Consider the following 26,538-nt stretch of genomic DNA (forward strand, 5'->3'; position numbering starts at 1 on the left):
GAACGGGCCGGGTGCGCCGCGTGGCGAGATCCTTTCGAACCATGGCGCTCACGCCCGGGTCACGGATCGGCGCCGCACGCGAGGCTGGTGGCGAACCGAAGGGACATCACTCATGACTCGCATCGCCGTCAACGGATTCGGCCGCATCGGACGCAACGTGCTGCGCGCGCTCCTCCAGCGCGACAGCGACCTCGAGATCGTCGCCGTCAACGACCTCACGGAACCTGCCACGCTCGCGCGACTGCTCGCCTTCGACTCGACGGCCGGCCGACTGGGCCGCCCGGTCGACGTGGACGGCGACGTCCTCGTCGTCGACGGCCGCCGCATCAAGGTGCTCGCCGAGCGCGAGCCGGCGCGACTGCCGTGGGCCGAGCTCGAGGTCGACATCGTGCTGGAGGCGACCGGCCGGTTCACCTCGGCCAAGGACGCCCGCGCCCACCTCGACGCGGGCGCGAAGAAGGTCCTGGTCAGCGCCCCCTCGGACGGCGCGGACGTCACGCTCGCGTACGGCGTCAACACCGACGCCTACGACCCGGAGCTGCACACGGTCGTCTCGAACGCCTCGTGCACGACCAACGCGCTCGCCCCGCTGGCCGCCGTACTCGACGACCTCGCAGGCATCGAGCACGGCTTCATGACGACGGTGCACGCCTACACGCAGGAGCAGAACCTCCAGGACGGTCCGCACCGCGACCCGCGCCGTGCCCGTGCCGCCGGTGTCAACATCGTGCCGACCACGACGGGTGCCGCCAAGGCGATCGGCCTCGTGCTGCCGAACCTCGAGGGCAAGCTGTCGGGGGACTCGATCCGGGTGCCGGTTCCGGTGGGTTCGATCGTCGAGCTCAACACGACCGTCGCCCGCGACGTGACGCGCGAGGACGTGCTGGCGGCCTACCGCACCGCGGCCGAGGGCCCGCTCGCCGGTGTCCTCGAGTACTCGGAGGACCCGCTCGTGTCGTCCGACATCACCGGCAATCCGGCCTCGTCGATCTTCGACTCGGCCCTCACCCGCGTCGACGGCCGTCACGTCAAGGTGGTCGCCTGGTACGACAACGAGTGGGGCTTCTCCCACCGTGTGATCGACACCCTCGAGCTCCTCGCCGCGCGCTGACGGCAGGCCTCGCAGGCCTCGTAGGTCCCGTCGGTCCCGTCGGTCCCATCGGCCGTTCGCGGAGTGATTCGCGAACGGCCCGTGGGGGTGCCGACGGGCACGTCCACGGGGGGACTCCCGGCGCGAGCGGCGGTGGCCGGACGCACGCGAGCCCGTCCGTGGGCGGTCAGAAGGCGCGCGTGGGGGCGTGCGTGGGGGTGGGCGCGACGATGTCGGTGGCCAACGCGAGTCTCAATCCGGCCGCGTGCGCACTGCCGGGCACCGCGCTCAAGATCACGATCTTGAGGTCCGACTCGCCGTCGGTCAGGACGTCGCAGTCCACTTCGACGGGCCCGGCCCGCGGATGTTCGATCGTCTTGCGGTCCTCGCGATGGGCGCCCACCGCGCCGCTCGCCCACAGCCGGGCGAACGTCGGACTGCCCACGGTGAGGACGCGGATCAGCTCGGCCAGGCGTACGTCGTCGGGGAAACGGCCGGTGGCGCGGCGCAGGTCGGACACGATGGCGAGGTCCGAGTCGGCGCTGTTCTCCACGACCACCGGCCACGAGGCGATGCGCACGGTGTCGGAACCGACCGGGAACCGCTCACGGGCGAAGTTGCGCGATTCCGGCGGCGTGTTCGACGGATCGCCGAGCAGCGCCGCCCATCCGGGGTTCCACCAGATCATCTGCCAGTCCGCGGCGAACACGGCGACCGCGACATCGGTCAGCCGGTTCAGCACGCGGTGCACGCCCGGCGGGATGTCTTCGGGGATGAGGCTGTCGTGCGGCGGGACCAGCCCGGCCAGGAGATACAGGTGGTCGCGCTCGGGAACGGTCAGTCGCAGAGCACGTGCGAGAGAGGCGACGACCTGGGCCGAGGGAGCCGTGGCCCGCCCCTGCTCGAGGCGCACCACGTAGTCGACCGACACACCTGCGCGTTCGGCGAGTTCCTCGCGACGCAGACCGGCCGCGCGGCGGGTACGGGCCGAGGGCAGCCCCACGGTCGACGGGGACAGCCGCTCTCGCCAGGCGCGGATCGTCGCGCCCAGTCCGGCTTCCGCTTTCGTCGCCATGGCTCCCATCCTGCCCCACTCCCTCCCCGAACGTGACCGCGGTGACCGCGGTGATCGTGGTACTGCCGTTCCTACGGTCGAGGCGTCCCTGGCCCCGCTCCGGCACGGTGTGGACCATCGACGCATGACCACCACGTTCATCACCGGAGCCAACAAGGGCCTCGGCCACGAGACCGCCCGCCGCCTCATCGAACTCGGTCACACCGTGATCGTGGGAGCCCGTGACCCGGAGCGGGGCGCCGCGGCCGCGGACGCGCTGGGCGCGCGATTCGTCCGTATCGATGTCACCGACGACGCCTCCGTCGCCGCCGCGGCGGCCGATGTCGCCGCACACGAAGGCGTACTCGACGTCCTGATCAACAACGCCGGCGTGCACGGTCCGCACGGCGACCCCGGCGACCTGACCGGCGCGGACGCTCTGGGTGTCTTCGACGTCAACCTCTTCGGGGTGGTCCGGACGACCACCGCCTTCCTCCCGCTGCTGCGCCGGTCGCCCGACCCGGTCGTCGTCAACGTCAGCAGCGGCATGGGATCGCTCGCCCTCACTCACGACCCGTCACGGATCGAGTCCTCCGCCGTCGCCCCTCTCTACGCCGCCTCGAAAGCCGCCCTCACCATGTTGACGACGCAGTACGCGAAGGGGCTGAAGGACGTCCGCGTCAACGCCGCCGATCCCGGCTACACGGCGACCGACCTCAACGGCCACAGCGGCCCGCAGTCCGTCACCGAGGGCACCGACGCGATCGTCCGCCTCGCGACCGAGAGGCCCGGCGCCGGCTCGGGACGCTTCGTCGACCGCAACGGGCCGATCGGCCTGTCCTGAGCCCTCCGTCGGCCGGCCTGATCCGCCGGGTGCTCGGCGCCGTCGCCGCTCGGGCTTGCGGCGTACGGCGGCGGCCAGACGGAGCGAGACAGGAGCACGACGGGGAGATCCGCCGACTGGTCGACGCGGAGGGCCGTCGCCGAGCCGGTGGGGGATCGTGGGGGCATGCGGGAGCGACGCGACATGTGGGCGGTCGGGGATGCCTACGAGCGGTACATGGGCCGGTGGAGCCGGCCGGTCGCGGAGGGGTTCGTGGCCTGGCTCGGCTGCGGAGACGGTCTGCGCTGGCTGGACGTGGGGTGCGGGACGGGAGCCCTCACGGCAGTGGTGGCCGCCCGGTGCCGGCCCTCGGCCGTGGTCGCGCTGGACCGCTCCGCGGGGTTCGTGGCCTCGGCCCGCGACAGGGCCCGTGACACCGTTCCCGCACCGGTGTGCTGGGTGAGGGGAGACGCACTCTCGCTGCCGGTGCGGGGCGAGGTGTGCGACGTGGCCGTCAGCGGACTTGCGCTCAACTTCCTTCCCGCGCCGGGCGTGGCGGTGACCGAGGCGACCCGGGTGGTCCGGCCGGGCGGACCGGTCGCGGCGTATGTGTGGGACTACGCCGAGGGAATGACGTTCCTGCGGCGTTTCTGGGATGCCGCGATCGAGGTGGACATCGCCGCCGTCGCGCTCGACGAGGGCCGCAGGTTCCCGCTGTGCCGACCGGAACTGCTGCGAACGCTGTGGACGGAGGCGGGACTTGAGGATGTGGAGGTCGCCCCGATCGAGGTGCCCACCGTCTTCGCCGACTTCGCGGATCTGTGGGAACCGTTCCTCGGCGGCCAGGGCCCCGCCCCCGACTACGTCGCCGCTCTCGCTCCGGCGGCCCGGGACCGGTTGGGTGACGTGTTCCGCCGGGCCCTGCCCGCACGGCCGGACGGATCGATCGCGCTCACCGCTCGCGCCTGGGCGGTGCGGGGCCGACGCCCGTAGGCCGTCACATGGGGAGAGAGCGCAGGCGTACTGCTCCCGGAGGCCAGCTCGCGTGATCGTGCAGGGGCGTCACCATCGTGCGCAACGGCATCGTCACCAGGCGGGTTTCGGGTTGCTCGACGAGTACGGCCTCGTCGAGCGGATGCCACCCGAGGCGCCGGTAAAGCGGCACGAGCGGGGGCCGGCAGAACAGGAGCGCGTGGCGAGGACCCATCGTACGAGCGTGTTCGAGCGCCGCCGCGATCACCTGACGGGCCAGGCCCCGGCCGCGTACATCGGGTGCGACGGCCACTCCGCCGACGCCCACGACCTCCGTCTCGGTGTCGCCGACCGAGACGGACAGCCGGAGCAGGCCCGCGTGTGCCACCAGCCGGTCGCCGTGTCTGACGCCGAAGTGGTCCTCTTTGGGCAGCCAGCTCAAACCGGTCGCGGCGACACCGAAGGGATCGTCGCCGCCGCCGAGGATCTCGTCCTGCTCCGCCCTCGTGTACCGAAGGAGCCGCACTGCGGCCGGAGTTGCGGAGGCAGAGGCTGGGTTCTGAGGCATCCTCACATGATGATCTCTCCGTGTACGGGTGTGCCAGGTGTTCACTCGGCCGAGCATCCCGGGGCAGGGTCTGGCGGGGCGCCCGTCCCCGTGGAGAATGCCTTGAGCCGGGCCTCCTGACACGACTCGCCACTGAGGTCATGCTCGGATTCGCGCGAAACGGTGTGTTTCGCCTCCGGCGCGTCTTCACCGCGTCGAACGGCTCCAGAGAAGGGCTCTCCAGATGAACGACCCAGCCGGTTCCATCCCCCCGAGCCGCCTCGCCGGCCCGGCGCCGACCTTCCGGCTGGGGGCGCTGCAGATCGCCGCACCCCTTCTGTGCGGCCTGCTGGTCGGCACCGCGCTGGCGTATGTCCTCGTGGAGGCCACCGGGGGGCACATGACGGCGGGTGAGCTGTGGACGTGTGTTTCGGCGGGCGTGATCGCGAGCGTGGTCGTTCCCGTCCTGCCCCCTCGCCAGGGCGTCGAGCTCACCCACGGTCGACTCGTCCTCCTCGGGGGCGGGCGCCGCGAGATCGCGTGGGAGGACATCATCGGCATGGAGATTCGGAAGACGCTGGGAGTCCGGATGGTCGTCGTGCAGGTGTCCGATGGGCGCCGGACAGCGTTGCGTGCGCCGATGTCCCTGCTGGACCGGGGCTTCGACGACAAGGTCCAGGTCCTCACGGACTGGTGGACCGCCCGCCGAGGTGGCCCCGGCCGCGGGTAGCCGCTGCTGTTCACGCTCGCTGTCGGAGTGAGCCGCTGTCGGAGTGAGCACCGTCTGTGCCGTCCGGGGTTTCCGATGACGGGGGTCGGGGCGGCGGGGGCCGGAGCGCAAAACCGGCCCCCGCCCCCTCCTCCCGTCCGTCAGTTGTTGCCGAGGAGCTTGCTCATCTCGGCGATCTCAGCCGTCTGCGCGGTGACGATGTCGTCGGCCATGGATGTGGCGGGGCCGTACTCGCCCTTGTTCTTCTCGGTGGTGGCCATGTCCACGGCGCCCTTGTGATGGCCGATCATCAAGGTCAGGAACATGGTGTCGAAGTGTGCGCCGGAGGCCTTCTCCAGTGCGTCCATGTCCGATCCGGCCGTCATCCCGGGCATCGCGGATCCAGCCGAGTGGTCCATGCCGGGCATCGGGTCCGCCGTGCTGCCGGATGTCGTCGGGACGTCCTCGCCCCAGGACGTCAGCCAGCCGCCGATGGTCTTGATCTCCGGGTCCTGTGCCGCTTCGATGCGCGAGGCGAGGTCCTTGACCTCTTCGGACGAGGCCCGGTCGACGGCGAGTTCCGCCATCTCCAGGGCCTGCTGGTGGTGGGGGATCATGCCCTGCGCGAAGGACACGTCCTGGGCGTTGTGCGCTCCGGCCGTGGCGTCGGCGCTCGCCGGCGACGACGCGGAACCGCGACCGCCCGTGTGCGCGCCGCCGCTGCTGTCGTCGCTGTTGCCGCAGGCGGCGAGGACGAGTGCGGCGGTGACGAACGCGGCCACCGTGGTGGCCCGGCGGGTCAGGGTACGAGTGTTGCGCATGCTGAAACTCCTGCTGTGCTGTGCGAAGAGGGATCTGGACACGAGGAGGCGCACCGCGTCGCCGTACCGGTGACGTGGTGCCGCGCGGTGTCTAGATCCGCAGGAGCTGGAGTTCCGCCAGGGAGGGTGGCGCGCGTGCGCTGTCCGGGGACCCGACCGCGTACGGGCGGACGGCGTCGGCGCGCACGGGGACGGTCACCGGGTCGGGAACGAGCGCGGGCAGGGCCGGTGCGCCGCTCACCGCCGCGGCCACGCAGGTCGGATCGGCGTGATGGAGGTGTCCTCCGCCGCAGTCCCCGTCCCCGCCTTCGTCCCCCGCGCAGTCGTCAGGAGCGCTGGCCGAGACGGCCGTCAGGTGCCGCGGCCCGGCGTGTTCGTGGACGGTGCCGCCGGGGGCCAGGGCGTGCATGGCCAGTAGCCCGGCGAGCAGTCCGAGCACGAGCAGCGCCCGCCACCGCCGCACGGGCGGTCGCGAAAGGTGCTGCTGCTCGCGGCTCTTCATCGGGATCATCCTAGGCGGCCCCCAGCGGGGGCACCGATCGCGGTGGGCGGGTGATGGGCGACGGTCTGCCGGACACCGGGGCTGGACACCGGGGCTGGGCACCGGGGCTGGACACCCGGGCTGGACACCCGGGCTGAACACCCGGGCCGGACACCGGGGCCAGGTGCCCCGTCGCGGCTCGGGGCGCTGCCACCGTAGGTGTCCGATCCCGTACAGTCCGCACAGCGTCAGCGCTCCGTCGTACAGCCCAGCACAGCGGTCGACCTGGAGAAGAATCATGGAAACCGAAGCCGGTCAGGGCTCTCTCCCGCTCGATTCCGGAACGGGGCGGCCGGTCCCCGAAGCCGAGCCCGCGCTCGTGGCGCGCTGGCGTTCGGAGGGAGGTGAGCTGGTCGAGTTGCTGGCCCGGGTACGCGAGCGGTTCGGCGGCGTCGCCGCGTTCCGGCTCGGGCCGTCTCCCACCGTGCTCGTCACCGACCCGTCGGCGGTCCAGCACGTGCTCGCCCGCTACCCGGAGCGGTACGTCAAGCGCTCACACCGCGCCCGGCTGCTGATCGGCGACGGGGTCCTGGCCGCCACCGGTACGGCGTGGAAGAGCCAACGCCGCTTGTTGCAGTCCCAGTTCACCGGTACCGGGATGCGCCGCTACGAACAGCGGATCACGGCGGCCGCCCGGACCACCGCCGAGCGCTGGGCCGGGTACGCCCGAACCGGGCAGAGCGTCGACGTGGGGCGGGAGATGCGCCGCTTCGCCCTGGACGCCATCTGGCGCTCCCTCACCGGGGACGCCCTCGACGACGGGACCGAGCGCGAACTGGACGCCGTGGCAACCGTGGCGACCGCCCTTCCGACGTTGCCCGCCGAGCCTGCCGACGCCCGGGACGCCGTCGCCGCCGATCTCGCCCGGATCGACGCGGTCGCCCGGCACGCCATCGAGGTCGCCCGGAACGGGGCGGCCGGCCCGGACGGCCCGGGCCTGCTGCACGTCCTGACCGACGCCGCCGACGAGCATCCCGAGTACACCGACCAGCTGATCCGCGACGAGCTCGTCACGCTGCTCGCGGCCGGGCACGAGACCACCGCGACCACTCTGACCTGGCTGTATCTGCTCCTCGACCGGTACCCCGATGCCCGCGAAGAGGCTCTCGCCGCCGGCGGCGAAGGATCGGCGCAACGCCGCGAGGCCATCCAGGCCCTGATCCACGAGACGCTCCGGCTCTATCCGTCCGCGTGGATCCTGCCCCGCCACGCCGCCGAGGACGACATCCTCGCCGGCCACACCGTCGCAGCGGGCACCGACATCCTCGTCTGCCCGTACCTCACGCACCGCGACCCCGAACTGTGGCCGGAACCGGAGCGGTTCGATCCCCGGCGGTTCGTCACTCCGGGCGGTCGGCCCACGCACCTGGGGGCCTACTTCCCCTTCGGTATCGGTCCCCGTGCGTGCCTCGGAGTGCAGTTCGCGCTCCGCGAGTCGACCGTCCTGCTCGAACACCTGCTGCCGGCCCACACCCTGGCCTTCTCCTCCACCCCCACCAGGGCGGCTTACGGCATGACCGTCCGGCCCGACGGCCCCACCGTCGCGACCTTGACGGCCTAGGGCCCGCGGGTCGACGACCGTACCGCCGCCGCGGAGCGTCCCGGACCGCGGCCGTTCAGGAGGCGGCGGTCCGGGTCGTCCGTCGGCCGGTGTCGGCGCCGGTGTCGGGGCCCGCACCCGCACCCGCACCCGCGCCGGTGCTCGTTCTGAGGTCCGCTGCGAGCGCGTCGAGCCATACCTCGATGTCGGTCAGGAGGGACAGGACCCGGGGCGGGGCCTCGGACAGCAGGGAGGGCGGCGGCGTCAGCCGGACATGGATGCCGCCCGGGGGGAAGCCGGCCGCCCGGACGATGGCCGTCGCCGCCTCCTCGCTGATGTCGCGGGCCCAGCGCAGCGCGGCGGGAGGCAGCTCGGCCGGACGGTCCGTCCGGGGCAGCCAGTACGCGCCGACCAGCACCCTGGAACCGAAGTTGAGGGCGGCGAGGTAGTCGGTTTCGGGTGCGCGGGCAGGAGCGGAGGGCTCGGTGCGGTACTGCGCGTACGACCCCTCCGCGATGCGAAGCCGGTGCAGGGTGAGCCGGACGGCCTGTTGGGCGGCGTCACCGTGGCCCGCCGGCCCGTCGCCGGTCGCGGCGGCGGTGGTGGCCCGCACCACGGGCGCGGCGGACCGGAGCAGCGCCGCCATGCTGCGCCGCGTCTCGGCGCGGGCCCCGAACGGCCAGGCGAGCACACCGCACAACAGCCCGACGGCGCTTCCCGTCAGCACGTCCACGACCCGCATCTCCGCGAGCCGCCAGGTCACGGGTTCGATCTGCGCGAACGCCGTGGAGACGACCAGGGTGAACAGTCCCTGCGCCCAGGCCGGTCCCTCCAGGGGCCCCACCGCGAAGGCGATCAGCATCATCGGTACGAGCAGGTACGCGTACACCTCGGTGGCCTGGCCCGCCCCGATGAGGAGCAGCCCGGCGGCGAGCGCTCCGGCCAGTGTGCCCACGACGGCCGCACGCACCGCGGACCAGGTGGCACCCGCCGTGGTCCGCCCCAGGGTCAGCACGGTCAGCAGCACCCAGAAGCCGTGCGACAGGTCGAGTGAGCCCGCCACCAGGCGGGCGAGTGCGAGACCGCACGCGCTGCGCAGCGCGTTCTGGAAGACGACGGACCGCCGCGTCAGGTTGCCGGTCAGGCGGACGGCGAACAGGCGGGCCGTGGGCGTCCGCGCGTACCAGAACTGCTCCCGGGGCAGACCGTGCACCGGCCGACGGCCGCCGAGCGCCAGGGCGGCGGCGGTGCGTACGGTCACCGCGGAGATCGCGATCGTCAGTACCGTCGACTGCCGCAGCAGCACCTGACGCGGGCGGGCGACGCGCTGGGCGGGGTCGCCGTCGCGGGCGGCCAGGAACTGGGCGATCATCTCCTCGATCAGCTCGGGCCCTGCCGCGGGGCGCGACCGGCGCAGCGCGCCGGCCGTTTCGGCGCAGGCCGCCGCGGTGCCGCGCAGCAGGTTCTGCGAGGCCATGTCCGAGGGCGTGGAGTGCATGTCGGTGAGGGCGGCCAGCTGGTCGACGAGCCGCCGGGCGGCAGAGCCCGCCTGGGCGAAAGCGCGGTCCGCCCTGCCCGCCCCGGTCGGGCGGGCACCGGCAGGCTGCTGCGAGAAACGCAGGCCCCGGCCGGCCGCCCTCAGCCGTCCGGCCAGACCGGGCTCCGGCCCGCCGCTGTGGATCAGGGAGCGGGCGGCGCGGTCCGCTAGGTCCAGGGTGTCGGCGATCCGGTCGCGGTACGACGGATCCGGTGGATCCGGGAGCACCACCACCTCGCACAGGACGAGGAACACCCCGCCGGCGGCGACCCCGGTCAACCTCTGGGGCAGAGTCTCCGGGGCGAAGGGCGGGAAGCAGGCGAGGATGTAGAACAGCTGAAGCCCGGGGACGGTCCCGGCCAGCCGGGGGCCGCACACCGAGCCGAACATCAGCACGAACCCGACGATCAGCATGCCCGCCACGGCCGACCAGGTCTGTACGGCGAGGGCCGTGCCGGCGGCGGTGAGGCCGGCGGCGGCCGGCAGGGCGCGCAGCACGGTGGCGGCGCGTCGGCGTCCGGACCCCGGCACCGGCGAGAGGACGCCGAACGCGATGGGCGTGAACAGGGCGTAGACCGCGGTCACGGGCTGATCGAGGAGGTACGCCGCCGGATAGAACCCGGCCGCCGCGGCGACCGCGACACGCGTCGCACGCCGGCCGGCCCGGACGGATTCGGCGAGCGACGGCCGCTTGGGCATCAGCGCTCCTCTCCGCGCCACCCGAGGATCATCCGCGGCTTTCAGTGTCGCGCGGGTCGAGTGGTCACGCAGGCGGGCGCGGTCGTGCCGCTCCCACCGCTGCCGCCTTCCCCGAGAGAGGGGAGATCGACCGCCCCGCTCCGGGGTATGCGGGAGGGAGCCCGAGGACCCGAGGAAGGGAACACCATGACGACCTACGTGATCACCGTGCCCGGCACCTTCACCGCCGGGGTCGACGACGAGACGCGCACCCGGCTGAGCCGGGCCCTGCGCCCGGCCGATCCGCACCGCACGCGGATGGGCAGCGAGCAGGACCTCGACCCGCTCACCGTGAACGAGGACGACACGTTCACCATCCGGCTCGCCGTGGAAGCGGACAGTGCCCCGCTCGCGGAGGAGGACGCCCGCAGGCTGGCGGACTCCGCCCTGCACGCCGCGGGGCTCGACGACACCGGAGCGCCGCTGGGGCCGGCGGTGGTCACGGGTATCGACTCGGACGTGTGAGCCGACCGCGCGAGGCGGGGCCGGGGCGCGGCCCCGCCTCGCGCGGTCGGCGCGCGGGGAGGGGCCGCCCCGGATGTCCGCAGCCTGCCGTCCGACGTCTGCCGCCTACCCGGTCAGTGGCCGCCCCGCCCGTGCGACAGGCGCTGCCACAGGGCCCCCGCCATGGCTTCCTCGCCCTTGGCGTTGGGGTGCGCGGGAGCCGCCGGGGACGTGGGCTGCAACGGCTCGATCCACCGCTCCGCCGGGGGCTTGCACATGTCGTGGCCGATGGTCGGGCCGTAGGTGTCGACGTACTCGGCGTGGTTCCAGCGCGCGACCAGACGGAGCATCAGGTTGAGCCGCTTGCCGGTGTCCCGGAGGTAGGGGAAGTCCTGTGTCGCGAACGGCACCGAAGGCGCGCAGCCGCTGCCGTCGTCGGGCAGCAGGTCCGGGTAGCCGACGACGAGGATCCGGGCGTGCGGGGCCCGGTCGTGCACGGCCTGGAGCACCCGGGCGACCTTGGGGGCGGCCTTGGCTGTCGCCAGCGTGAGCTGGTCGACGCCCGAGGCGCCGTAGTGACGCTGGCACGGGTTGCCGGTCGGGTCCTGTGCGGACAGTTGGGCGCAGGTGCCGATGATGGAGCCGAAGCCGATGTCGTTGCCGCCGATCTGGACGGTCACGATGTCGCTGTTCCGTCCCACCGCGTCGAGTTGGGGGCCGTTGGTTCCCTGCGCCTTCCACATGTGCTCGGTCGTCGCACCGCTGCAGCTGACGTCCTTGAAGGTGGTCGCCCGCAGCCGCGCGGCCACGATCGACGGGTAATTGTGGTCGGAGCGGGCGCAGTTGGCGTCCACCTGCCGGGGGATGAGGGGACCGGAGGTGTAGGAGTCGCCGAGCGCCACGTACCGGCTGCCACCGCCACCGCCACCGTGCGCCGCGGCCGGTGCCGCGGAAGCGGCGACCAGGGCGCAACTTCCCAGTGCGGCAAGGAAGGTGACGCTCTTTCGGCGGTTACCGGCCGGTCTTCCCGTGCGTATGTCGCGCTGCATCGAGTTCCTCCCCCTTGAAGCCCAGGCCCCGTCGACGACGCCGCCCCGTACGGTCGGCATACCGTTCGACTGGGCTTGTATACCGCCCAGTAGGTCACCGGGGCCAGAGCCGGGAGCGAACGCGTTGCCGGAGGAGGCGGGGCACCCGGGTCCGGAGAGGGGAGCCGCGCCGGTGGTCCTTCGTCCCGTGTCAGGTGCGGACGCCGCGCAGCAGGTTGGCGATCAGGCTCGTCGCGAACTCCTCGGTGACGGGCAGGCTGGGCATCAGCAGCCGGTGGTAGCAGGCGCCCCACAGCTGGTCCACCAGCACCTCGGGATCGACGTCGGGGCGCAGTTGACCGTCCGCCTGCGCCCGTCGCATCCGCCGGACCGCCAGTTCCCGCCGGGGGCCCGAGTACCGTTCCAGCAGGGCCGCGGACAGCTCGGGGTCGGTCTGGGCCTGGCCGATGAGCTCGGCGATCACCCGCCCGGCGGGCGTCTCGGTGAGTATCCGCACGAACGCGTGGAGCTGCGCCGTGAGGTCGGCCTCGAGGTCGTCGCTGTCGGGGAAGGCCAGCACGGACTCCACGGCGTGGAAGTAACCGTCGAGGGCGAGCGCGCCCTTGGAAGGCCACCATTTGTAGATCGTCGTCTTGCTGACCCCCGCGCGCTCGGCGACCGCCTCGATGGTGAAGGTGCCCATGCCCCTGTCGAGGAGCAGGGCGCCGGCCGCGTCGAGGACGTCCGCGCGCACCTCGCCGGTGGGGCGTCGGCCCCGGCCGCGCCGAGGCCTGGGGGCGGTTTCGGTTTCCGACCGTTCCTGCATTGCGCCGACCTCCGGGCATCGTCCGACGGCCCACAGCCTGGCATATGGACGCGGCGTTCACAATGTGGTTATATGGACTCAGCGTTCATAAATGAACTGGAGGCAGCATCATGTCCGAGACCACACGCGTCGCACTCGTCACCGGCGCTTCCGGAGGGATCGGCCGGGCCGTGGCCCGGCGGCTCGCGGCCGAGGGCATGGCCGTCGGTGTGCACTACGCGGGCAACAAGGCGGCGGCGGAGGAGACCGTCGCCGCCGTCGAGGCGGCCGGCGGCAGGGCGGTCGCGGTCACCGGTGACGTCGCCGACGAGGGCGCGATGGCCGACGCCTTCGGCGCGGTCGAGGGGGCGTTCGGCGGGATCGACGTCGTGGTCCACACCGCCGGTGTGATGACCCTGGGGCCGATCGCCGAATTCGATCTCGACGCGTTCGACCGGCTGATGCGGACCAATGTCCGCGGCGCCTTCGTCGTGGCCCGGGAAGCGGCGCGCCGAGTCCGTGACGGCGGGGCCGTGATCACCTTCTCCACCTCGGTGACCCGGCTGGCCTTCCCCGGCTACGCCCCCTACGCGGCGAGCAAGGGGGCGGTCGAGGCCATGACGCTGGTGCTGGCCCGCGAGCTGCGCGGCCGGGACGTCACCGTCAACGCCGTCGCGCCCGGGCCCACCGCCACCCCGCTCTTCCTCGAGGGCAAGGACCAGGAGACGATCGACCGCCTCGCCGCGCAGCCCCCGCTGGAGCGGCTCGGCACGCCCGAGGACATCGCCGAGACCGTGGCCTTCCTGGCCGGCCCGGGGCGGTGGGTCAACGGACAGGTCCTCTTCGTGAACGGCGGCATCGCCTGAGTCCGCAACTCGCCCTGCCCAACTGGGACTTCCAGCCCCAGTGGCGTTTGGGGGGACATCATCCTGTATAAAAATACCAAACGCGCGGTTTACTTGTAGATCATCGGTGGGATGCTCTCCACGTTTCGGACGGGCCGGCCCGCCCCGCGTCGTCGTCCTGTACAGGTTGAGGGAGGGAGACCTGATGGTCATGCAGGCGCGAGCGGTGCGCACTCGTCAGTCTCTTGTCCAAGCGGCTGCCGAGCTGTTCGCCGCCGAGGGGTACGCGCGGGCTTCCCTTCCCGTCATCAGTGAACGGGCGGGTGTGAGTACCGGGGCCCTGCACTTCCATTTCGCGAGCAAGAGCGATCTCGCCGGGGAGGTGGAGAGGGCGGCGGCGGACTCCGTGGAGGAGCTGGCGGAACGATGTCGCAGCGGTGCGGACACGCTGTTGCAGTCCCTCGTGCACACGGCGTGCAGCCTCCTCCTGGCCGTGGTCACCGATCCCGTGATCAGGGCCGGATTCCGGCTGAGCGGTGATCCGTCCCGGAAGAACGGGGCTCAGATGCTGCAGTGGTGGCGGGCGTGGGTGCACGATCTCATCGTCCAGGCACAGCGCGAGGGGGAGCTCGCTCAGGACGTCTCGGTCGACGCAGCGACGACCGTGATCGTGGCGGCGACGGCGGGGTTCGAGGTGTTGGGCGCGGCTGACCGCGACTGGCTCTCGGTGGACCGGGTGACGCAGCTGTGGACCTTCCTCCTGCCATGGCTGGCGGGCTCACCGGACCACGCCCCGCTCCTGTCGGGGATCGGGGAGGCCCTGGACGAACTGTCCGAATAGCCGACGCGTTCCTGCGCGTGGCCGCCTCCCTTTCCCGCGACTCCCTCGTCCAGGACGTCCGTATCCACTGAACGGTGATCTCCATACGTTGTGGGCGACACCGAAGGCGCTCCGCTTTATGTCATGACGAGACAGGCGGACGGGAGATGGCTGCCGCACGCGTGCCAGAACACCGAAGTACGGGACCACCGGCGCCCGAGCGGTCGCGAAACTCGCTCGTCTCAGATTCGGAACGCCGTGCCGTCGCCGTAATCCGGACCGCCCTCGTGAGCCTCGTCGAGCAGGGTGCGCAGGAGTTCCTTGTCCCGCGGACCGAGGTCGGCGACGAAGCGGGCGAGGACGGTGTCGCGGTCGGCGTCCTTGTCCAGTTCGGCGTGCATACGGCGGGCCGTGAGGCCGGGCGGGTCCTGGGCGGGAGCGTAGACGTAACCCCGGCCGGCGTGCGTACGGGTGACCGTGCCCTTGGCGTGCAGACGCGTCAGGATCGTCGTCACCGTGGTGCGTGCCAGGTCCGTTCCGAGTGCCAGCCGGACCGCGACCGGGGTGAGCGGGCCGTCGGCGGCCCGGAGCGCGGCCAGGACACTCGCCTCCAGCCCGCCCGCGGGCCGACGGTCCGGCCGCCCGTCGGCCGACCGGTCTTCGTGTCCTTCTGGCATCGGAACGCCCTCGACTCTCGTCCGTCCACAGTGCGGGAGACCGTCTACGCGGTTGTAGTCGGTCAGTCGGTCGGACTGTAGTCGCCCGGGGAGGGTCGGGTTCCCGGGTCGGGCCCCGGTCGGCGGCCGGACGGCCGGGTGGGCCGACCGGCTACCTCCCGGTGCCGGGGGCTGGAGTCAGCCCAGGTGGACGGCGGGCGCGCCCTCGGCGTGCTGCTGCTTCTTCGCGTCGATGGCGACCGCGGTGACGGCCAGTGCGGCGAGGAACATGACGGCGGTGAGGGCGAAGGCCGCCGTGTAGCCGTGGGTCAGCGCCTCGCTCGCCTTCCCGATCAGGGTCGGGTCCCCGGTGGCCAGGCCCCGGTAGAGGGCGGCGGCCGCCCCGGGGAGCCGGTCGTCGGCGGCGCTGGTGGAGACGGTCGACAGGACGGCGAGGCCGAGCGCGCCGCCGATCTGCTGGGCGGTGTTGAGCAGCGCGGAGGCGATGCCCGTCTCGTGATGCTCGACGGCGTGGACCGCCCCGAGGGTCATCGGCACGAAGCTCATGCCGAGACCGAGCGCGGTCACGAACATCGCGGGCATCAGGTGGGTCGTGAAGGACGAGTCCGGGGTGAGGGCGGCGAACCAGAACATGCCGCCGGCGGCGACCAGCAGACCCGGTGCGGCCACGATCCGCGGGGCGACGTGCGTGACGAGCTTGGAGCTCGCGGCCGCGGCGATGCCCATGCCGAGACTGAAGGGCAGGTAGGCGAAGCCCGTCCTGACGGCGCTGTAGCCGAGGATCAGCTGCATGTAGAGGGTGAGGAAGTAGAAGAAGGCGATCATGCCGGCGCCGATGAACAGCATCGTCGCGTAACTGCCGGAGCGCGTACGGTCCCTGAACAGGTGCAGCGGCATCAGCGGGTGCTCGGTGCGCCGCTGGACGAAGAGGAAGACAACGAGCAGTACGGCGGCGGAGAAGAAGGACACGAGGGTGAGGCTGTCGGTCCAGCCGTGCTCGCCGCCCCGGGTGATGCCGTGGACCAGGGCGATGAGACCGCCGGTTCCGGTGACCGCGCCGGGGACGTCCAGACGCCCCGGGTGGCGCTCGGCCTCGACGAGCAGCCTCGTGCCGGCCAGGACCGCCACGCCGATGGGGAGGTTGACGAAGAACACCCAGCGCCAGTCCAGCAGGTCGGTCAGCACCCCGCCGAGCAGCAGACCGACGGTGGCGCCGATGCCGGCCATGGCCGCGTAGACGCCCATCGCCTTGTTCCGTTCCCTGCCCGCCGGGAACGTGGTGGTGATGAGGGCCAGCGCGCTGGGCGCCGCGAGCGCCGCGCCGACGCCCTGGAGTACGCGGGCGAGGATCAGCAGACCCTCGTCGGGGGCGAGGCCGCCGAGCAGGGAGGCCAGGGTGAACACGGCGATGCCGGTGCGGAAGAGCCGGCGCCGCCCGTAGAGGTCGCCGGCCCGGCCGCCGAGCAGCAGCAGCCCGCCGAAGGCCAGGGCGTAGGAGTTGACGATCCAGGCGAGGTTCGCGTCGGACACGTCGAGTTCGGTCTGGATGCTCGGCAGGGCGATGTTGGTGATGGTGGCGTCGAGGATCAGCATCAACTGGGCGGCGGCGATCACGATCAGGGCGAGGCCCAGACGGTGTCCGCCCGGGGAGCCGGAACGCGTGTCCGCGTCGGCCGGAGCGGTGACAGTCGCGCTGTCGGAAGGCATGGGAGAACTCCATCGAGTGGTGGGTGAATGCATTCCCGAGAGCGCCGGATGGGGAGAACGCCCCGCTGATCCGTGGGAATGGGCGAGCCAGACCATAGCACTCCATTCGATTCCGATGAGGCGCGGTAATCGGTCCGGTGGATGTGGTCTTCGTCGCCCTTGACGTATCCGTCGACATCCGCTCAACAGGCCGGAGAGCATGAGCTGTTGGGATTTGCTTTTTCAGGCGCACTGTGGGCAACGAGGATTTCTCGGAAACGGTATTGCCCACACTTTCCCGGGTTTTGCAAATCAATTCGGGACCCGTTCTTCTCGGATTTTCCGCGGCGCGATCTCCGCCATGGGTGAGGGTCGGTTCCCGCGCCTGGATGCCTGCTCCTCGCCCGAGTGTCGTCGGGCTGTGGAGGCCTTGACCTCCGTCTGGCGCTCGACGATGCTTTGTTGCGGCACGTGAGATGCGTGTCGTAATGAGCAACATCAGCCGAGGTCTCGTACCAGCCGAGGAGTGGCCATGACGCACCAGGTCCGTGCTGTCGTCGCGCGGGGCAAGGGCGCCCCCGTCAGCCTGGAAACGATCATCGTGCCGGATCCCGGTCCGGGCGAGGCGCTGGTGAAGATCGAGGCCTGCGGGGTCTGCCACACCGATCTGCACTACCGCGAGGGCGGCATCAACGACGACTTCCCCTTCCTGCTGGGGCACGAGGCCGCGGGTGTCGTGGAGTCGGTGGGGGAGGGCGTCACCGATGTCGCGCCCGGCGACTTCGTCATCCTCAACTGGCGCGCGGTGTGCGGCCGGTGCCGCGCCTGCCGGCGCGGGCGGCCCTGGTACTGCTTCGACACCCACAACGCCGAGCAGAAGATGACGCTCGCCTCGACCGGGCAGGAACTGTCCCCGGCGCTCGGTATCGGCGCGTTCGCGGAGAAGACGCTGGTGGCGGCCGGACAGTGCACGAAGGTCGACCGGGCCGCGTCGGCGGCCGCCGCGGGACTGCTCGGCTGCGGGGTGATGGCGGGCATCGGCGCCGCCATCAACACCGGGAACGTCGGACGCGGTGACAGCGTGGCCGTCATCGGCTGCGGCGGTGTAGGGGACGCGGCGGTCGTCGGGTCGCGGCTGGCGGGCGCGGCGAAGATCATCGCGGTGGACATCGACGACCGGAAGCTGGCCACCGCAAGGAAGCTGGGCGCGACCCACACCGTCAACTCCAGGGAGTCCGACCCGGTCGAGGCGATCCGCGAGCTGACCGGCGGCTTCGGCGCCGACGTCGTCATCGAGGCGGTGGGCCGCCCGGAGACGTACCGGCAGGCCTTCTACGCCCGCGACCTCGCCGGCACGGTCGTCCTGGTCGGCGTGCCGACCCCGGAGATGAAGCTCGAGCTGCCCCTGCTGGACGTCTTCGGACGCGGCGGCACGCTGAAGTCGTCCTGGTACGGGGACTGTCTGCCCTCGCGCGACTTCCCCTTGCTCATCGACCTCTATCTGCAGGGGCGACTGGATCTGGACGCCTTCGTGACGGAGACCATCGGCCTGGACGAGGTCGAGAAGGCCTTCGACCGCATGCACGGGGGCGAGGTCCTGCGTTCGGTGGTGCTCCTCTGATGGCCGGTGCCCGCATCGAACGCCTGGTGACCGCGGGGACGTTCGCGCTGGACGGCGGCACCTGGGACGTCGAGAACAACGTGTGGATCGTCGGGGACGACGAAGAGGTGATCGTCGTCGATGCCGCGCACGACGCCGAGGCCGTCGCCGAAGCCGTCGGCGGACGCACCCTGCGGGCCGTCGTGTGCACCCACGCCCACAACGACCACATCGACGCCGCGCCCGCCCTCGCCGCGCGCACCGGGGCCCCGATCCTGCTGCACCCCGACGACCTGCCGCTGTGGAAGCAGACCCACCCCGACCGGGCGCCCGACGGCGAACTGACCGAAGGGCGGGTCCTCGAGGTGGCCGGCGTCTCCCTGACCGTGCTGCACACCCCCGGCCACGCCCCCGGGGCCGTCTGCCTGTACGCGCCGGCCCTGACGGCGCTCTTCGGCGGCGACACGCTCTTCGCCGGCGGGCCGGGGGCGACGGGACGGTCGTACAGCGACTTCCCCACGATCGTCGGCTCGATCCGCGACCGGCTGCTCACGCTGCCCCCGGACACCGTCGTGTACACCGGGCACGGGGAGACGACCACCGTCGCCGCCGAGGCGCCGCACCTTCAGGAGTGGATCGACCGGGGCTTCTGACCGGCCGGCAGGCAGAGGGCGACGCGCCCGTTTCCTCGCCCGTCACGGGGCGAGGAGGCGGGCCGCCTTCATGTCCTCGGAAGAAGGGGACACCCGCTCGTCATGTTGCCTATGGCGCATTGCATTGCGTCAGCTGCAACTCCGTGTGCCGAGTTGTACGGCCCGTGAATGCCTTGACAAGGATTCGGGCCGACTTCAGACTGATGTTGCGCTTACCGCAATCCGTTTCGCTATACGCACCGAGGTGTCATGAAGATTCCCGCGTGCCGTCTCGCGGATCTCCCGCGAGGTGAGGCCTTCCGGCTCGACATCGATCCGCCGGTCTCGGTGTTCCATACCGACGACGGCGAGCTCTTCGCCATCGACGACACCTGCACCCACCAGGACGCCTCGCTCGCCGACGGCTGGCTGGAGGGCTGCGAGGTGGAATGCCCGCTGCATGCCTCGAAGTTCGACCTGCGCACCGGCGCCGTCGACGCCCCGCCGGCCAAGCTCCCGGTGCGCACGCACGAGGTCGTCGTCGAGGACGGCATGATCCATGTCCGGGTGTCGACGGACGCCCCCAACCTGCCGCCCTGTGTCGCGTCCCGGCTCGCCGGGGGTTCCGCGTGAGGACCGTGGCCGTGGTGGGCGCCTCGCTCGCCGGACTGTCGGCGGCGCGATCGCTGCGGAAGCAGGGCTACGACGGACGACTCGTCGTCATCGGCGACGAGCTCCATCGCCCGTACGACCGGCCGCCGCTGTCCAAGGAGTTCCTGGCCGGCACCCTCGGCGAGGCGGATCTCGCGCTGGAGGCGCACGACGAGGACCTGGGCGCGGAGTGGCTGCTCGGCGCCCGGGCCACCGGTCTCGACCGCTCCGACCGTGCCGTGCGGCTCGCCGACGGGCGCGAGGTCCGCGTCGACGGCCTCGTGATCGCGACCGGCGCGGCCGCGCGCAGGCTCCCCGGCGCCGACGGCCTGGCCGGCGTGCACGTCCTGCGCACCCTGGACGACGCCCGCGCCCTGCGCGACGAACTGGCCCGGGGCGGACGGCTGGTCGTGATCGGCGGCGGGTTCATCGGCGCCGAGGTGGCCTCCACCGCCTACGCCCTGGGGCTCGACGTGACGGTCGTCGAGGTGGCCCCGACGCCACTGGCCGGGCCGCTCGGCGCGACCATGGGCGGCATCGTCTCCGGCCTGCACGCGGACCACGGTGTACGGCTGCTGTGCGGAGTGGGTGTCAAGGGGCTGAGCGGAGAGCGGTGTGTGGACGCCGTGCTGCTCGAGGACGGCCGTAGCGTACCGGCCGACATCGTCGTCGTCGGTGTGGGCGCCCGCCCGTGCGTGGAGTGGCTGGAGGGATCCGGCGTCGAGCTCGACAACGGCGTCAAGTGCGGCGCCGACGGCCGCACCGGCCTGGCCGGGGTGGTCGCGGTCGGCGACTGCGCCAACTGGTACGACCCCCGGGCCGGCGCCCACCGCCGCGTCGAGCACTGGACCGGCGCGCGAGAGCGCCCGGACGCCGCCGTCGCCACGCTGCTGGCGGGGGGCGCGGTGAAGCCGGGTGTGCCCCGGCCGCCGTACTTCTGGTCCGACCAGTACGGCGTCAGGATCCAGTTCGCCGGCCATGCGGCCGGCGCCGACAGCGTGACCGTCGAGGAAGGCGCCGTGGACGACCGCAACGTGCTGGCCGTCTACCGGCGCGCCGGAGATCCGGTCGCGGTGCTCGGCATGAACCAGCCGCGGCTGTTCATGCGCTGGCGCAAGCAGCTCGCCGCCGCGACGTCTTGACACCGCCCCTGTGGCATTCCATGCTGCGGTTGCATATGGCACGCAGCGTTGCTTCATGCACAACGCCGTCCGGAGTCGCTCTTCCCGGCGCGTGAATGTCCCCTCCACGACGTTTCCCGAGGAGTGCCCTGTGACCTCGACCAGTCTGCCGGACAGCCTGATCGCCACCCTCCCCGGCTCCTCCTACACGGATCCGGCGGTCTTCGCCCAGGAGCAGGAGCGCATATTCGAGACCATGTGGTTCTGCGTCGCGCGCGCCTCGGAGCTGGCCAGGCCCGGCGCGTTCCGCACCGTCGACGTGGGCCGCGAGAGCATCCTCGTCACCCGCGCGCGGGACAACGCCGTGCGCGCCTACTTCAATGTGTGCCGGCATCGCGGAGCCAAGCTCTGCACCGAGGAGACCGGTGAGGTCAAGCGGGCCTTCCAATGCCCGTACCACGCCTGGACGTACGACCTGAACGGCAAGCTCGTCGCGGCGCCCAACCTCACCAAGATGCCCGATGTCGGGCGCACCGAGTACGGCCTGGTCCCCGTGGCGGTCCGTGAATGGCTCGGCTACGTCTGGGTGTGCCTCGCGGAGGACCCGCCGTCCTTCGAGGAGGCCGTCATCGGCGACGTCGTCGCCCGCCTCGGCGATGTGGAGTCGATCGAGCGCTACGACATCGACAACCTCTCGGTCGGCAGGCGCATCGTCTACGACGTGAAGGCGAACTGGAAGCTCATCATCGAGAACTTCATGGAGTGCTACCACTGCGCCACGATCCATCCGGAACTCACCGAGGTGCTCCCCGAGTTCGCCGACGGATACGCCGCGCAGTACTACGTCGGCCACGGCGCCGAGTTCGGCGAGGAGGTCCAGGGGTTCACCGTCGACGGCTCCGAGGGGCTGGACCGCATCCCCGGGGTGGCGGAGGACCAGGACCGCCGCTACTACGCGATCACCGTCAGACCGCAGGTCTTCGTCAACCTCGTCCCCGACCATGTGATCTTCCACCGGATGTACCCGGTGGCCGTCGACCGCACGATCGTCGAGTGCGACTGGCTCTACCTCCCGCACGTCGTCGAGAGCGGCAAGGACGTCAGCCGGTCCGTGGAACTCTTCGACCGGGTCAACCGGCAGGACTTCGACGCGTGTGAGCGCACGCAGCCGGGGATGAGCTCCCGCATGTACGCCAAGGGCGGGGTGCTGGTGCCCAGCGAGCACCACATCGGCGCCTTCCACGACTGGGTGAACGAGCGCCTGGGCGGCGGGCCGCAGTAACCGGGCGGGTCAGCCCAGGTAGCCCATCCGGTGACTGATCTCCTGGGCGCCCTTGAGCAGCACCGGGGAGAGCTCGTGCAGGCGCTCCTCGGTGAAGCGGTACGCGGGCCCCGAGGCGCTCAGCGCCGCGATGACCTCTCCGTCACGGTTGCGGACCGGTGCGGCCATGGCGTGCAGGCCGACCTCCAGCTCCTCCAGGGTCCAGGCGTAGCCACGCTCCCGGGCCTCGGCGAGGTTCTTCTCGATCTTGGTCTTGGCCGTGATGGTGTGCGGGGTGACCTTCTTCAGCCCGGCCTCGGCCAGCAGCGTGGCGCGCTCCTTGGCGGGGAGGTGGGCCAGCAGGATCTTGCCGCTGGACGTGGCGTGCAACGGGGTCAGCTCGCCGACCCAGTTGTGCGCGGTGACCGCGCCGGGGCCGCGTACCTCGTAGAGGTTGATCGCGTAGTGCTCCTGCATGACGGCGATGTTGACCGTCTCGCCGATCTCCTCGGCGAGACGCTCGCAGACCGGGCGGCCCTGCTGGGTGATGTCGATACGCCCGGTGACCGCGCCGGCCAGGCGTACGATGCCGAAGCCGAGACGGTATTTGCCGCGCTCGCCCGCCTGCTCCACCAGGCCGCGCGTCTCCAGGGCGCCGAGCAGACGAAACGCGGTGGACTTGTGAACATCGATCTCGGCGGCCACCTCACTGACGCCCGCCTCGCCGCGTTGCGCGAGAATCTCGAGGACGCTGATGGCGCGGTCGACCGACTGCACTCCGCCGGCCTGCGAACTTGTCGTTTCGGTGTCTTGGCTGTGGTTGCTCACGACACAACTATACGCGCAGTAAACAACACGACTGCAAGCAACGAAGCCGAAACAAAGACCTTGCAAGTTGCGTCGTTCGCAACCTGGTGCGCATGACGCTACCTCTATTAGCATGCCTCGCGTATCTACGGCGCGAGCGAGACGAGGCACCATGGCTCCCCTGCAATACGACTTCGTCATCGTCGGCGGCGGATCGGCCGGCAGCGCACTGGCGAACAGACTCTCCGCGGACCCGGCGAACCGGGTGCTGGTGCTGGAGGCCGGCCGTCCCGACTACCCGTGGGACGTCTTCATCCACATGCCCGCGGCGTTGACCTACCCGATCGGCAGCCGGTTCTACGACTGGAAGTACGAGTCCGAGCCCGAGCCCCACATGGGTGGCCGGCGCGTCTACCACGCGCGGGGCAAGGTGCTGGGCGGTTCCAGCAGCATCAACGGCATGATCTTCCAGCGCGGAAACCCGATGGACTACGAACGCTGGGCGGCCGACCCCGGGATGGAGAGCTGGGACTACGCGCACTGTCTGCCGTACTTCCGGCGCATGGAGAACTGCCTCGCCGCCGACCCGGACGACGAGTTCCGCGGCCACGACGGCCCCCTCGTCCTCGAACGCGGTCCCGCGACCAACCCGCTCTTCGGCGCCTTCCTCGAGGCCACCCGGGAAGCGGGCTACGCACCCACCGACGACGTCAACGGGTTCCGCCAGGAGGGCTTCGCCAAGTTCGACCGCAACGTCCACCGCGGACGTCGGCTGTCGGCCTCGAAGGCGTACCTCAAGCCGGTCAGGAAGCGGCCCAACCTCACGGTCAGGACCCGCGCCCTCGTCACGCGGGTGCTCTTCGAGGGCAAGCGGGCCGTCGGCGTCGAGTACCGGCGCGGCAAGGGCGCACCCCAGCAGGTCCGCGCCGCGGAAGTCATCCTGTGCGGCGGCGCCATCAACTCCCCGCAGCTGCTGCAGCTCTCCGGCGTCGGCAACGCGCGCGAGCTGAGCGCCCTCGGTGTCGACGTCGTCCACGACCTTCCGGGCGTCGGCGAGAACCTGCAGGACCACCTGGAGGTCTACGTCCAGTACGCCTGCAGACAACCGGTCTCCATGCAGCCGTACATGGCGAAGTGGCGTGCTCCCTTCATCGGGCTCCAGTGGCTCTTCCGCAAGGGGCCCGCCGCGACCAACCACTTCGAGGCCGGCGGCTTCGCCCGCAGCAACGAGGACGTGGACTACCCCAACCTGATGTTCCACTTCCTGCCGATCGCGGTCCGCTACGACGGCTCCTCGCCGGCCGGCGGCCACGGCTACCAGGTGCACGTGGGCCCCATGTACTCCGACGCCATCGGCTCGGTGAAGATCAAGAGCAAGGACCCGCGCGAGCACCCGGCACTGCGCTTCAACTACCTCTCCACCGAGCAGGACCGCCGCGAGTGGGTCGAGGCGATCCGGGTGGCCCGCAAGCTCCTCGCGCAGCCCGCGCTCGCCCCCTACAACGACGGGGAGGTCTCGCCCGGCCCGAAGGTGGCGTCGGACGAGGAGATCCTCGCCTGGGTCGCGAAGGAGGGCGAGACCGCCCTGCACCCGTCCTGCACCTGCAAGATGGGCACCGACGAGATGTCCGTCGTCGACCCGGCCAGCATGCGGGTGCACGGCATGGAGGGGCTGCGCGTGGTGGACGCCTCGGTGATGCCGTACGTCACCAACGGCAACATCTACGCCCCGGTGATGATGATCGCCGAGAAGGCCGCCGACCTGATCCTCGGCAAGGAGCCGCAGGCGCCGTCGAAGGCCGTCTACTACCGCCACCGTGACGACCGGCAGCAGGCCGGGTAGACGTTGGCCGGCTCAGGGCTGAGGGCGCTGCTGGACAGCGTCCGCTACGAGGTGCTGCCCGCGAAGGCGACCGAGGACAAGGTCCTCGCCCATGTCCCGCGCGAGGTCGTCGTCACCGTGACGGCGTCGCCGGTCAAGGGCCTGGAACCGACGCTCGACCTCGCCACCCGGCTCGCGGCGCACGGTTACCGCGTCGTCCCGCACGTGCCCGCGCGGCTGCTGCGGGACCGGGTGCACCTGAAGGAGGTCGCCGAGCGGCTGCGCGAGGCGGGCGTGGACGACGTCTTCGTCCCGGCGGGCGACGCCGACCCGCCGGCCGGGGCCTACGACGGGGCGCTGCCGGTGCTGCGCGCGCTCGGTGAGCTGGGCAGGCCCTTCGCGCGGGTCGGCATCGCCGGCTATCCCGAGAGCCATCCGCTCATCCATGACGACATCACCGTTCAGGCCATGTGGGACAAGCGCGAGCACGCCACGTACATCGTGAGCAACCTCTGCTTCGACCCGCGGGTGCTGGGGGACTGGGTCGTCCGGATCCGGCGCCGGGACATCACCCTGCCCGTCCACCTGGGCGTCGCGGGGCCGGTGCAACGGGCGAAGCTGTTGTCCATGGCGACGAAGATCGGCGTGGGGGAGTCGACCCGCTTCCTGACCAGGCACGCCTCGTGGTTCGTGCGGTTCGCGACGCCCGGCGGGTACTCACCCGACAGGCTGCTGGCGCGTACCGAGAAGGCGCTCACCGCGCCGTCGGCGGGGGTGGCCGGGCTGCACCTGTTCACCTTCAACCAGATCGCGGAGACGGAACGGTGGCGTCGCGCCGTGCGGGAACGGCTCGACGGCTGAACACCTCTCGCATACGGAGTTCGCACGCGGAGTTCGTATACGGAGTTCGTATACGGAGATCGCGTACGGCGTACGGCGACGTGCGGCCACGGAATCCGTGTACGGAAACGAGGGGGCGGGCCGGAACCCGGCCCGCCCCCTCGTGCCGTATCGCTCAGCGGAAGACGACCGTGCGGTTGCCGTACACCATGACGCGGCTCTCGCTGTGCCACTTCACCGCGTGCGCGAGCACCTGCGCCTCCACGTCCCGGCCGACCGTGACCAGGTCCCCGGGGTCGAGCGAGTGGTCCACCCTGACCACGTCCTGCTCGATGATCTGCCCCTCGTCCAGGTCGGGGGTCACGTAGTGCGCCGTCGCGCCGACGAGCTTCACGCCACGGTCGTAGGCCTGGTCGTAGGGTCGAGCGCCCTTGAAGCTGGGGAGGAAGGAGTGGTGGATGTTGATGGCGTGACCCTCGAGCTGCTTGCAGAGGTCGTCGGAGAGGATCTGCATGTAGCGGGCCAGCACCACCAGGTCGACGTCCAGCTCCCTCACCAGCTCCAGCAGGCGCGCCTCCGCCTCGGCCTTGGTGTCCCTGGTGACGGGGATGTGGTGGAAGGGGATGCCGTACGTCTGCGCCAGGGCCTCGAAGTCCCGGTGGTTGGAGACGATCGCCGGGATCTCGATGTTGAGGGCGCCGGTGCTTCGGCGGAACAGCAGATCGTTGAGGCAGTGGCCGAACCTGGACACCATGATCAGCGTCCGGGTCGGTGTCGACGCCTCGCTGAGGGTCCAGGTGATGCGGTACGCCTCGGCGACGGGACCGAAGCGGTAACGCAGTGTTTTCACATTCGCGTCGGGATCGGAGACGTCGAAGTGAACCCTCATGAAGAAACGGCCCTGGAGCCGGTCGTCGAACTGCTGGCTTTCCAGGATGTTGCCCGAGTTCCTGACGAGGAAGCCGCTCACCGCGTGGACCAGTCCGGCGCTGTCGGGACACGAGAGGGTGAGGACGTACTCACGGTCGGGCTGCGGTCGAGGGTACTTAGGGGACACAGCGACCTCCGTCGGTGCGTATTGCACAACATGGTGAGCGATACGCAACATGGTCGACTCGGCGCCGCTT

At 71.3% G+C, this 26,538-nt stretch carries 26 protein-coding genes and 1 pseudogene; 16 read left to right on the forward strand and 11 right to left on the reverse strand.

The features are described from left to right. The first annotated feature begins 112 nt into the window (after window positions 1-112). On the forward strand, window positions 113-1,111 hold the full coding sequence (gene gap, locus ABT070_RS30410; RefSeq protein WP_351765184.1) for a type I glyceraldehyde-3-phosphate dehydrogenase: 999 nt from the start codon (window positions 113-115) through the stop codon (window positions 1,109-1,111). 166 nt (window positions 1,112-1,277) lie between these two features. On the opposite strand, the gene ABT070_RS30415 is transcribed toward gap, so the two are convergent. After that, a complete protein-coding gene (locus tag ABT070_RS30415) occupies window positions 1,278-2,174 on the reverse strand; it encodes a helix-turn-helix transcriptional regulator (protein ID WP_351765186.1) in 897 nt (298 codons plus the stop codon). 115 nt (window positions 2,175-2,289) lie between these two features. Here ABT070_RS30415 and ABT070_RS30420 point away from each other — a divergent pair, with 115 nt between their 5' ends. Then, window positions 2,290-2,988, forward strand: a complete 699-nt coding sequence (locus ABT070_RS30420; protein WP_351765188.1) for an SDR family NAD(P)-dependent oxidoreductase — start codon at window positions 2,290-2,292, stop codon at window positions 2,986-2,988. Window positions 2,989-3,153: 165 nt separating this feature from the next. Next, complete coding sequence (locus ABT070_RS30425) at window positions 3,154-3,960, forward strand: class I SAM-dependent methyltransferase (RefSeq protein WP_351765189.1); 807 nt, start codon at window positions 3,154-3,156, stop codon at window positions 3,958-3,960. 4 nt (window positions 3,961-3,964) lie between these two features. Here the strand turns inward: ABT070_RS30425 and ABT070_RS30430 are convergent, their stop codons facing one another. After that, the gene (locus ABT070_RS30430; RefSeq protein WP_351765191.1) at window positions 3,965-4,507 is read right to left on the reverse strand and encodes a GNAT family N-acetyltransferase; all 543 of its coding nucleotides are present in this window, start codon (window positions 4,505-4,507) and stop codon (window positions 3,965-3,967) included. A gap of 223 nt (window positions 4,508-4,730) precedes the next feature. On the opposite strand from ABT070_RS30430, the gene ABT070_RS30435 reads away from it, so the two are divergent. Further along, window positions 4,731-5,216 (forward strand): hypothetical protein, encoded by a 486-nt coding sequence (locus tag ABT070_RS30435; protein ID WP_351765193.1) that lies wholly within the window; start codon window positions 4,731-4,733, stop codon window positions 5,214-5,216. Between the two features lie 140 nt (window positions 5,217-5,356). Here ABT070_RS30435 and ABT070_RS30440 read toward each other — a convergent pair whose 3' ends face one another. Together ABT070_RS30440 and ABT070_RS30445 are read right to left on the reverse strand one after the other, a co-directional pair. Next, window positions 5,357-6,016, reverse strand: a complete 660-nt coding sequence (locus ABT070_RS30440) for a DUF305 domain-containing protein (protein WP_351765195.1) — start codon at window positions 6,014-6,016, stop codon at window positions 5,357-5,359. 91 nt (window positions 6,017-6,107) lie between these two features. After that, on the reverse strand, window positions 6,108-6,518 hold the full coding sequence (locus ABT070_RS30445; protein WP_351765196.1) for a DUF6153 family protein: 411 nt from the start codon (window positions 6,516-6,518) through the stop codon (window positions 6,108-6,110). Window positions 6,519-6,795: 277 nt separating this feature from the next. Between ABT070_RS30445 and ABT070_RS30450 the strand changes: the two genes are divergently transcribed. After that, window positions 6,796-8,118 carry a cytochrome P450 gene (locus tag ABT070_RS30450; protein WP_351765200.1) on the forward strand — a complete coding sequence of 441 codons (1,323 nt, stop codon included), beginning with the start codon at window positions 6,796-6,798 and terminating at the stop codon, window positions 8,116-8,118. Window positions 8,119-8,173: 55 nt separating this feature from the next. On the opposite strand, the gene ABT070_RS30455 is transcribed toward ABT070_RS30450, so the two are convergent. Beyond that, the gene (locus ABT070_RS30455) at window positions 8,174-10,333 is read right to left on the reverse strand and encodes an FUSC family protein (protein ID WP_351765202.1); all 2,160 of its coding nucleotides are present in this window, start codon (window positions 10,331-10,333) and stop codon (window positions 8,174-8,176) included. A gap of 186 nt (window positions 10,334-10,519) precedes the next feature. Here ABT070_RS30455 and ABT070_RS30460 point away from each other — a divergent pair, with 186 nt between their 5' ends. Then, window positions 10,520-10,837, forward strand: a complete 318-nt coding sequence (locus ABT070_RS30460) for a hypothetical protein (protein ID WP_351765204.1) — start codon at window positions 10,520-10,522, stop codon at window positions 10,835-10,837. Between the two features lie 113 nt (window positions 10,838-10,950). Here the strand turns inward: ABT070_RS30460 and ABT070_RS30465 are convergent, their stop codons facing one another. Both ABT070_RS30465 and ABT070_RS30470 read right to left on the reverse strand, forming a co-directional pair. Further along, window positions 10,951-11,865 (reverse strand): SGNH/GDSL hydrolase family protein, encoded by a 915-nt coding sequence (locus ABT070_RS30465; protein WP_351765206.1) that lies wholly within the window; start codon window positions 11,863-11,865, stop codon window positions 10,951-10,953. 190 nt (window positions 11,866-12,055) lie between these two features. Continuing rightward, window positions 12,056-12,670, reverse strand: a complete 615-nt coding sequence (locus ABT070_RS30470) for a TetR/AcrR family transcriptional regulator (protein WP_351765208.1) — start codon at window positions 12,668-12,670, stop codon at window positions 12,056-12,058. A 110-nt stretch (window positions 12,671-12,780) separates the two neighbouring features. Between ABT070_RS30470 and ABT070_RS30475 the strand changes: the two genes are divergently transcribed. The 3 genes and pseudogenes from ABT070_RS30475 to ABT070_RS30485 all read left to right on the forward strand — a co-directional run. Next, window positions 12,781-13,515: an SDR family oxidoreductase gene (locus tag ABT070_RS30475; protein WP_351765210.1), complete on the forward strand. Its 735-nt coding sequence runs from the start codon at window positions 12,781-12,783 to the stop codon at window positions 13,513-13,515. A 190-nt stretch (window positions 13,516-13,705) separates the two neighbouring features. Then, window positions 13,706-14,335, forward strand: coding sequence for a ScbR family autoregulator-binding transcription factor (locus ABT070_RS30480; protein ID WP_351765212.1), 630 nt, complete (start codon window positions 13,706-13,708; stop codon window positions 14,333-14,335). 93 nt (window positions 14,336-14,428) lie between these two features. After that, window positions 14,429-14,518: pseudogene (locus ABT070_RS30485) on the forward strand (SgcJ/EcaC family oxidoreductase); the annotation flags it as partial. A 38-nt stretch (window positions 14,519-14,556) separates the two neighbouring features. On the opposite strand, the gene ABT070_RS30490 reads toward ABT070_RS30485, so the two are convergent. Both ABT070_RS30490 and ABT070_RS30495 read right to left on the reverse strand, forming a co-directional pair. Next, window positions 14,557-14,991, reverse strand: a complete 435-nt coding sequence (locus tag ABT070_RS30490; protein WP_351765213.1) for a BlaI/MecI/CopY family transcriptional regulator — start codon at window positions 14,989-14,991, stop codon at window positions 14,557-14,559. Window positions 14,992-15,168: 177 nt separating this feature from the next. Then, window positions 15,169-16,698, reverse strand: a complete 1,530-nt coding sequence (locus ABT070_RS30495; RefSeq protein ID WP_351765215.1) for an MFS transporter — start codon at window positions 16,696-16,698, stop codon at window positions 15,169-15,171. A gap of 511 nt (window positions 16,699-17,209) precedes the next feature. On the opposite strand from ABT070_RS30495, the gene ABT070_RS30500 reads away from it, so the two are divergent. The 5 genes from ABT070_RS30500 to ABT070_RS30520 all read left to right on the forward strand — a co-directional run bounded on the left by ABT070_RS30500 (window position 17,210) and on the right by ABT070_RS30520 (window position 21,963). Then, complete coding sequence (locus ABT070_RS30500; protein ID WP_351765216.1) at window positions 17,210-18,298, forward strand: S-(hydroxymethyl)mycothiol dehydrogenase; 1,089 nt, start codon at window positions 17,210-17,212, stop codon at window positions 18,296-18,298. Beyond that, window positions 18,298-18,930, forward strand: a complete 633-nt coding sequence (locus ABT070_RS30505) for an MBL fold metallo-hydrolase (RefSeq protein WP_351765218.1) — start codon at window positions 18,298-18,300, stop codon at window positions 18,928-18,930. Before ABT070_RS30500 ends, ABT070_RS30505 begins: the two co-directional genes overlap by 1 nt. Before the next feature lie 249 nt (window positions 18,931-19,179). Then, window positions 19,180-19,542 carry a bifunctional 3-phenylpropionate/cinnamic acid dioxygenase ferredoxin subunit gene (locus ABT070_RS30510; RefSeq protein WP_171395036.1) on the forward strand — a complete coding sequence of 121 codons (363 nt, stop codon included), beginning with the start codon at window positions 19,180-19,182 and terminating at the stop codon, window positions 19,540-19,542. Beyond that, a complete protein-coding gene (locus ABT070_RS30515) occupies window positions 19,539-20,702 on the forward strand; it encodes an NAD(P)/FAD-dependent oxidoreductase (protein ID WP_351765220.1) in 1,164 nt (387 codons plus the stop codon). The genes ABT070_RS30510 and ABT070_RS30515 overlap by 4 nt, the downstream gene beginning before the upstream one ends. Window positions 20,703-20,832: 130 nt before the next feature. Continuing rightward, window positions 20,833-21,963 (forward strand): aromatic ring-hydroxylating oxygenase subunit alpha, encoded by a 1,131-nt coding sequence (locus ABT070_RS30520; RefSeq protein WP_351765221.1) that lies wholly within the window; start codon window positions 20,833-20,835, stop codon window positions 21,961-21,963. A 9-nt stretch (window positions 21,964-21,972) separates the two neighbouring features. On the opposite strand, the gene ABT070_RS30525 is transcribed toward ABT070_RS30520, so the two are convergent. Next, window positions 21,973-22,719: an IclR family transcriptional regulator gene (locus ABT070_RS30525; RefSeq protein WP_351765299.1), complete on the reverse strand. Its 747-nt coding sequence runs from the start codon at window positions 22,717-22,719 to the stop codon at window positions 21,973-21,975. Between the two features lie 202 nt (window positions 22,720-22,921). Here ABT070_RS30525 and betA point away from each other — a divergent pair, with 202 nt between their 5' ends. After that, window positions 22,922-24,592 carry a choline dehydrogenase gene (betA, locus tag ABT070_RS30530; RefSeq protein WP_351765223.1) on the forward strand — a complete coding sequence of 557 codons (1,671 nt, stop codon included), beginning with the start codon at window positions 22,922-22,924 and terminating at the stop codon, window positions 24,590-24,592. A 3-nt stretch (window positions 24,593-24,595) separates the two neighbouring features. Continuing rightward, window positions 24,596-25,432 (forward strand): methylenetetrahydrofolate reductase, encoded by an 837-nt coding sequence (locus tag ABT070_RS30535; protein WP_351765225.1) that lies wholly within the window; start codon window positions 24,596-24,598, stop codon window positions 25,430-25,432. Window positions 25,433-25,586: 154 nt separating this feature from the next. Here ABT070_RS30535 and purU read toward each other — a convergent pair whose 3' ends face one another. Continuing rightward, a complete protein-coding gene (purU, locus tag ABT070_RS30540) occupies window positions 25,587-26,468 on the reverse strand; it encodes a formyltetrahydrofolate deformylase (RefSeq protein WP_351765227.1) in 882 nt (293 codons plus the stop codon). Window positions 26,469-26,538 lie beyond the last annotated feature (70 nt).

The organism is Streptomyces sp. NPDC002884, assembly GCF_040295245.1.
GTDB lineage: Bacteria > Actinomycetota > Actinomycetes > Streptomycetales > Streptomycetaceae > Streptomyces.

Bases quoted from the DNA above. Each gene is read 5' to 3' on its own strand.
- gap (WP_351765184.1), top strand. From the start codon at position 113: ATGACTCGCATCGCCGTCAACGGATTCGGCCGCATCGGACGCAACGTG.
- ABT070_RS30415 (WP_351765186.1), bottom strand. From the start codon at position 2,174: ATGGGAGCCATGGCGACGAAAGCGGAAGCCGGACTGGGCGCGACGATC.
- ABT070_RS30420 (WP_351765188.1), top strand. From the start codon at position 2,290: ATGACCACCACGTTCATCACCGGAGCCAACAAGGGCCTCGGCCACGAG.
- ABT070_RS30425 (WP_351765189.1), top strand. From the start codon at position 3,154: ATGCGGGAGCGACGCGACATGTGGGCGGTCGGGGATGCCTACGAGCGG.
- ABT070_RS30430 (WP_351765191.1), bottom strand. From the start codon at position 4,507: ATGCCTCAGAACCCAGCCTCTGCCTCCGCAACTCCGGCCGCAGTGCGG.
- ABT070_RS30435 (WP_351765193.1), top strand. From the start codon at position 4,731: ATGAACGACCCAGCCGGTTCCATCCCCCCGAGCCGCCTCGCCGGCCCG.
- ABT070_RS30440 (WP_351765195.1), bottom strand. From the start codon at position 6,016: ATGCGCAACACTCGTACCCTGACCCGCCGGGCCACCACGGTGGCCGCG.
- ABT070_RS30445 (WP_351765196.1), bottom strand. From the start codon at position 6,518: ATGAAGAGCCGCGAGCAGCAGCACCTTTCGCGACCGCCCGTGCGGCGG.
- ABT070_RS30450 (WP_351765200.1), top strand. From the start codon at position 6,796: ATGGAAACCGAAGCCGGTCAGGGCTCTCTCCCGCTCGATTCCGGAACG.
- ABT070_RS30455 (WP_351765202.1), bottom strand. From the start codon at position 10,333: ATGCCCAAGCGGCCGTCGCTCGCCGAATCCGTCCGGGCCGGCCGGCGT.
- ABT070_RS30460 (WP_351765204.1), top strand. From the start codon at position 10,520: ATGACGACCTACGTGATCACCGTGCCCGGCACCTTCACCGCCGGGGTC.
- ABT070_RS30465 (WP_351765206.1), bottom strand. From the start codon at position 11,865: ATGCAGCGCGACATACGCACGGGAAGACCGGCCGGTAACCGCCGAAAG.
- ABT070_RS30470 (WP_351765208.1), bottom strand. From the start codon at position 12,670: ATGCAGGAACGGTCGGAAACCGAAACCGCCCCCAGGCCTCGGCGCGGC.
- ABT070_RS30475 (WP_351765210.1), top strand. From the start codon at position 12,781: ATGTCCGAGACCACACGCGTCGCACTCGTCACCGGCGCTTCCGGAGGG.
- ABT070_RS30480 (WP_351765212.1), top strand. From the start codon at position 13,706: ATGCAGGCGCGAGCGGTGCGCACTCGTCAGTCTCTTGTCCAAGCGGCT.
- ABT070_RS30490 (WP_351765213.1), bottom strand. From the start codon at position 14,991: ATGCCAGAAGGACACGAAGACCGGTCGGCCGACGGGCGGCCGGACCGT.
- ABT070_RS30495 (WP_351765215.1), bottom strand. From the start codon at position 16,698: ATGCCTTCCGACAGCGCGACTGTCACCGCTCCGGCCGACGCGGACACG.
- ABT070_RS30500 (WP_351765216.1), top strand. From the start codon at position 17,210: ATGACGCACCAGGTCCGTGCTGTCGTCGCGCGGGGCAAGGGCGCCCCC.
- ABT070_RS30505 (WP_351765218.1), top strand. From the start codon at position 18,298: ATGGCCGGTGCCCGCATCGAACGCCTGGTGACCGCGGGGACGTTCGCG.
- ABT070_RS30510 (WP_171395036.1), top strand. From the start codon at position 19,180: ATGAAGATTCCCGCGTGCCGTCTCGCGGATCTCCCGCGAGGTGAGGCC.
- betA (WP_351765223.1), top strand. From the start codon at position 22,922: ATGGCTCCCCTGCAATACGACTTCGTCATCGTCGGCGGCGGATCGGCC.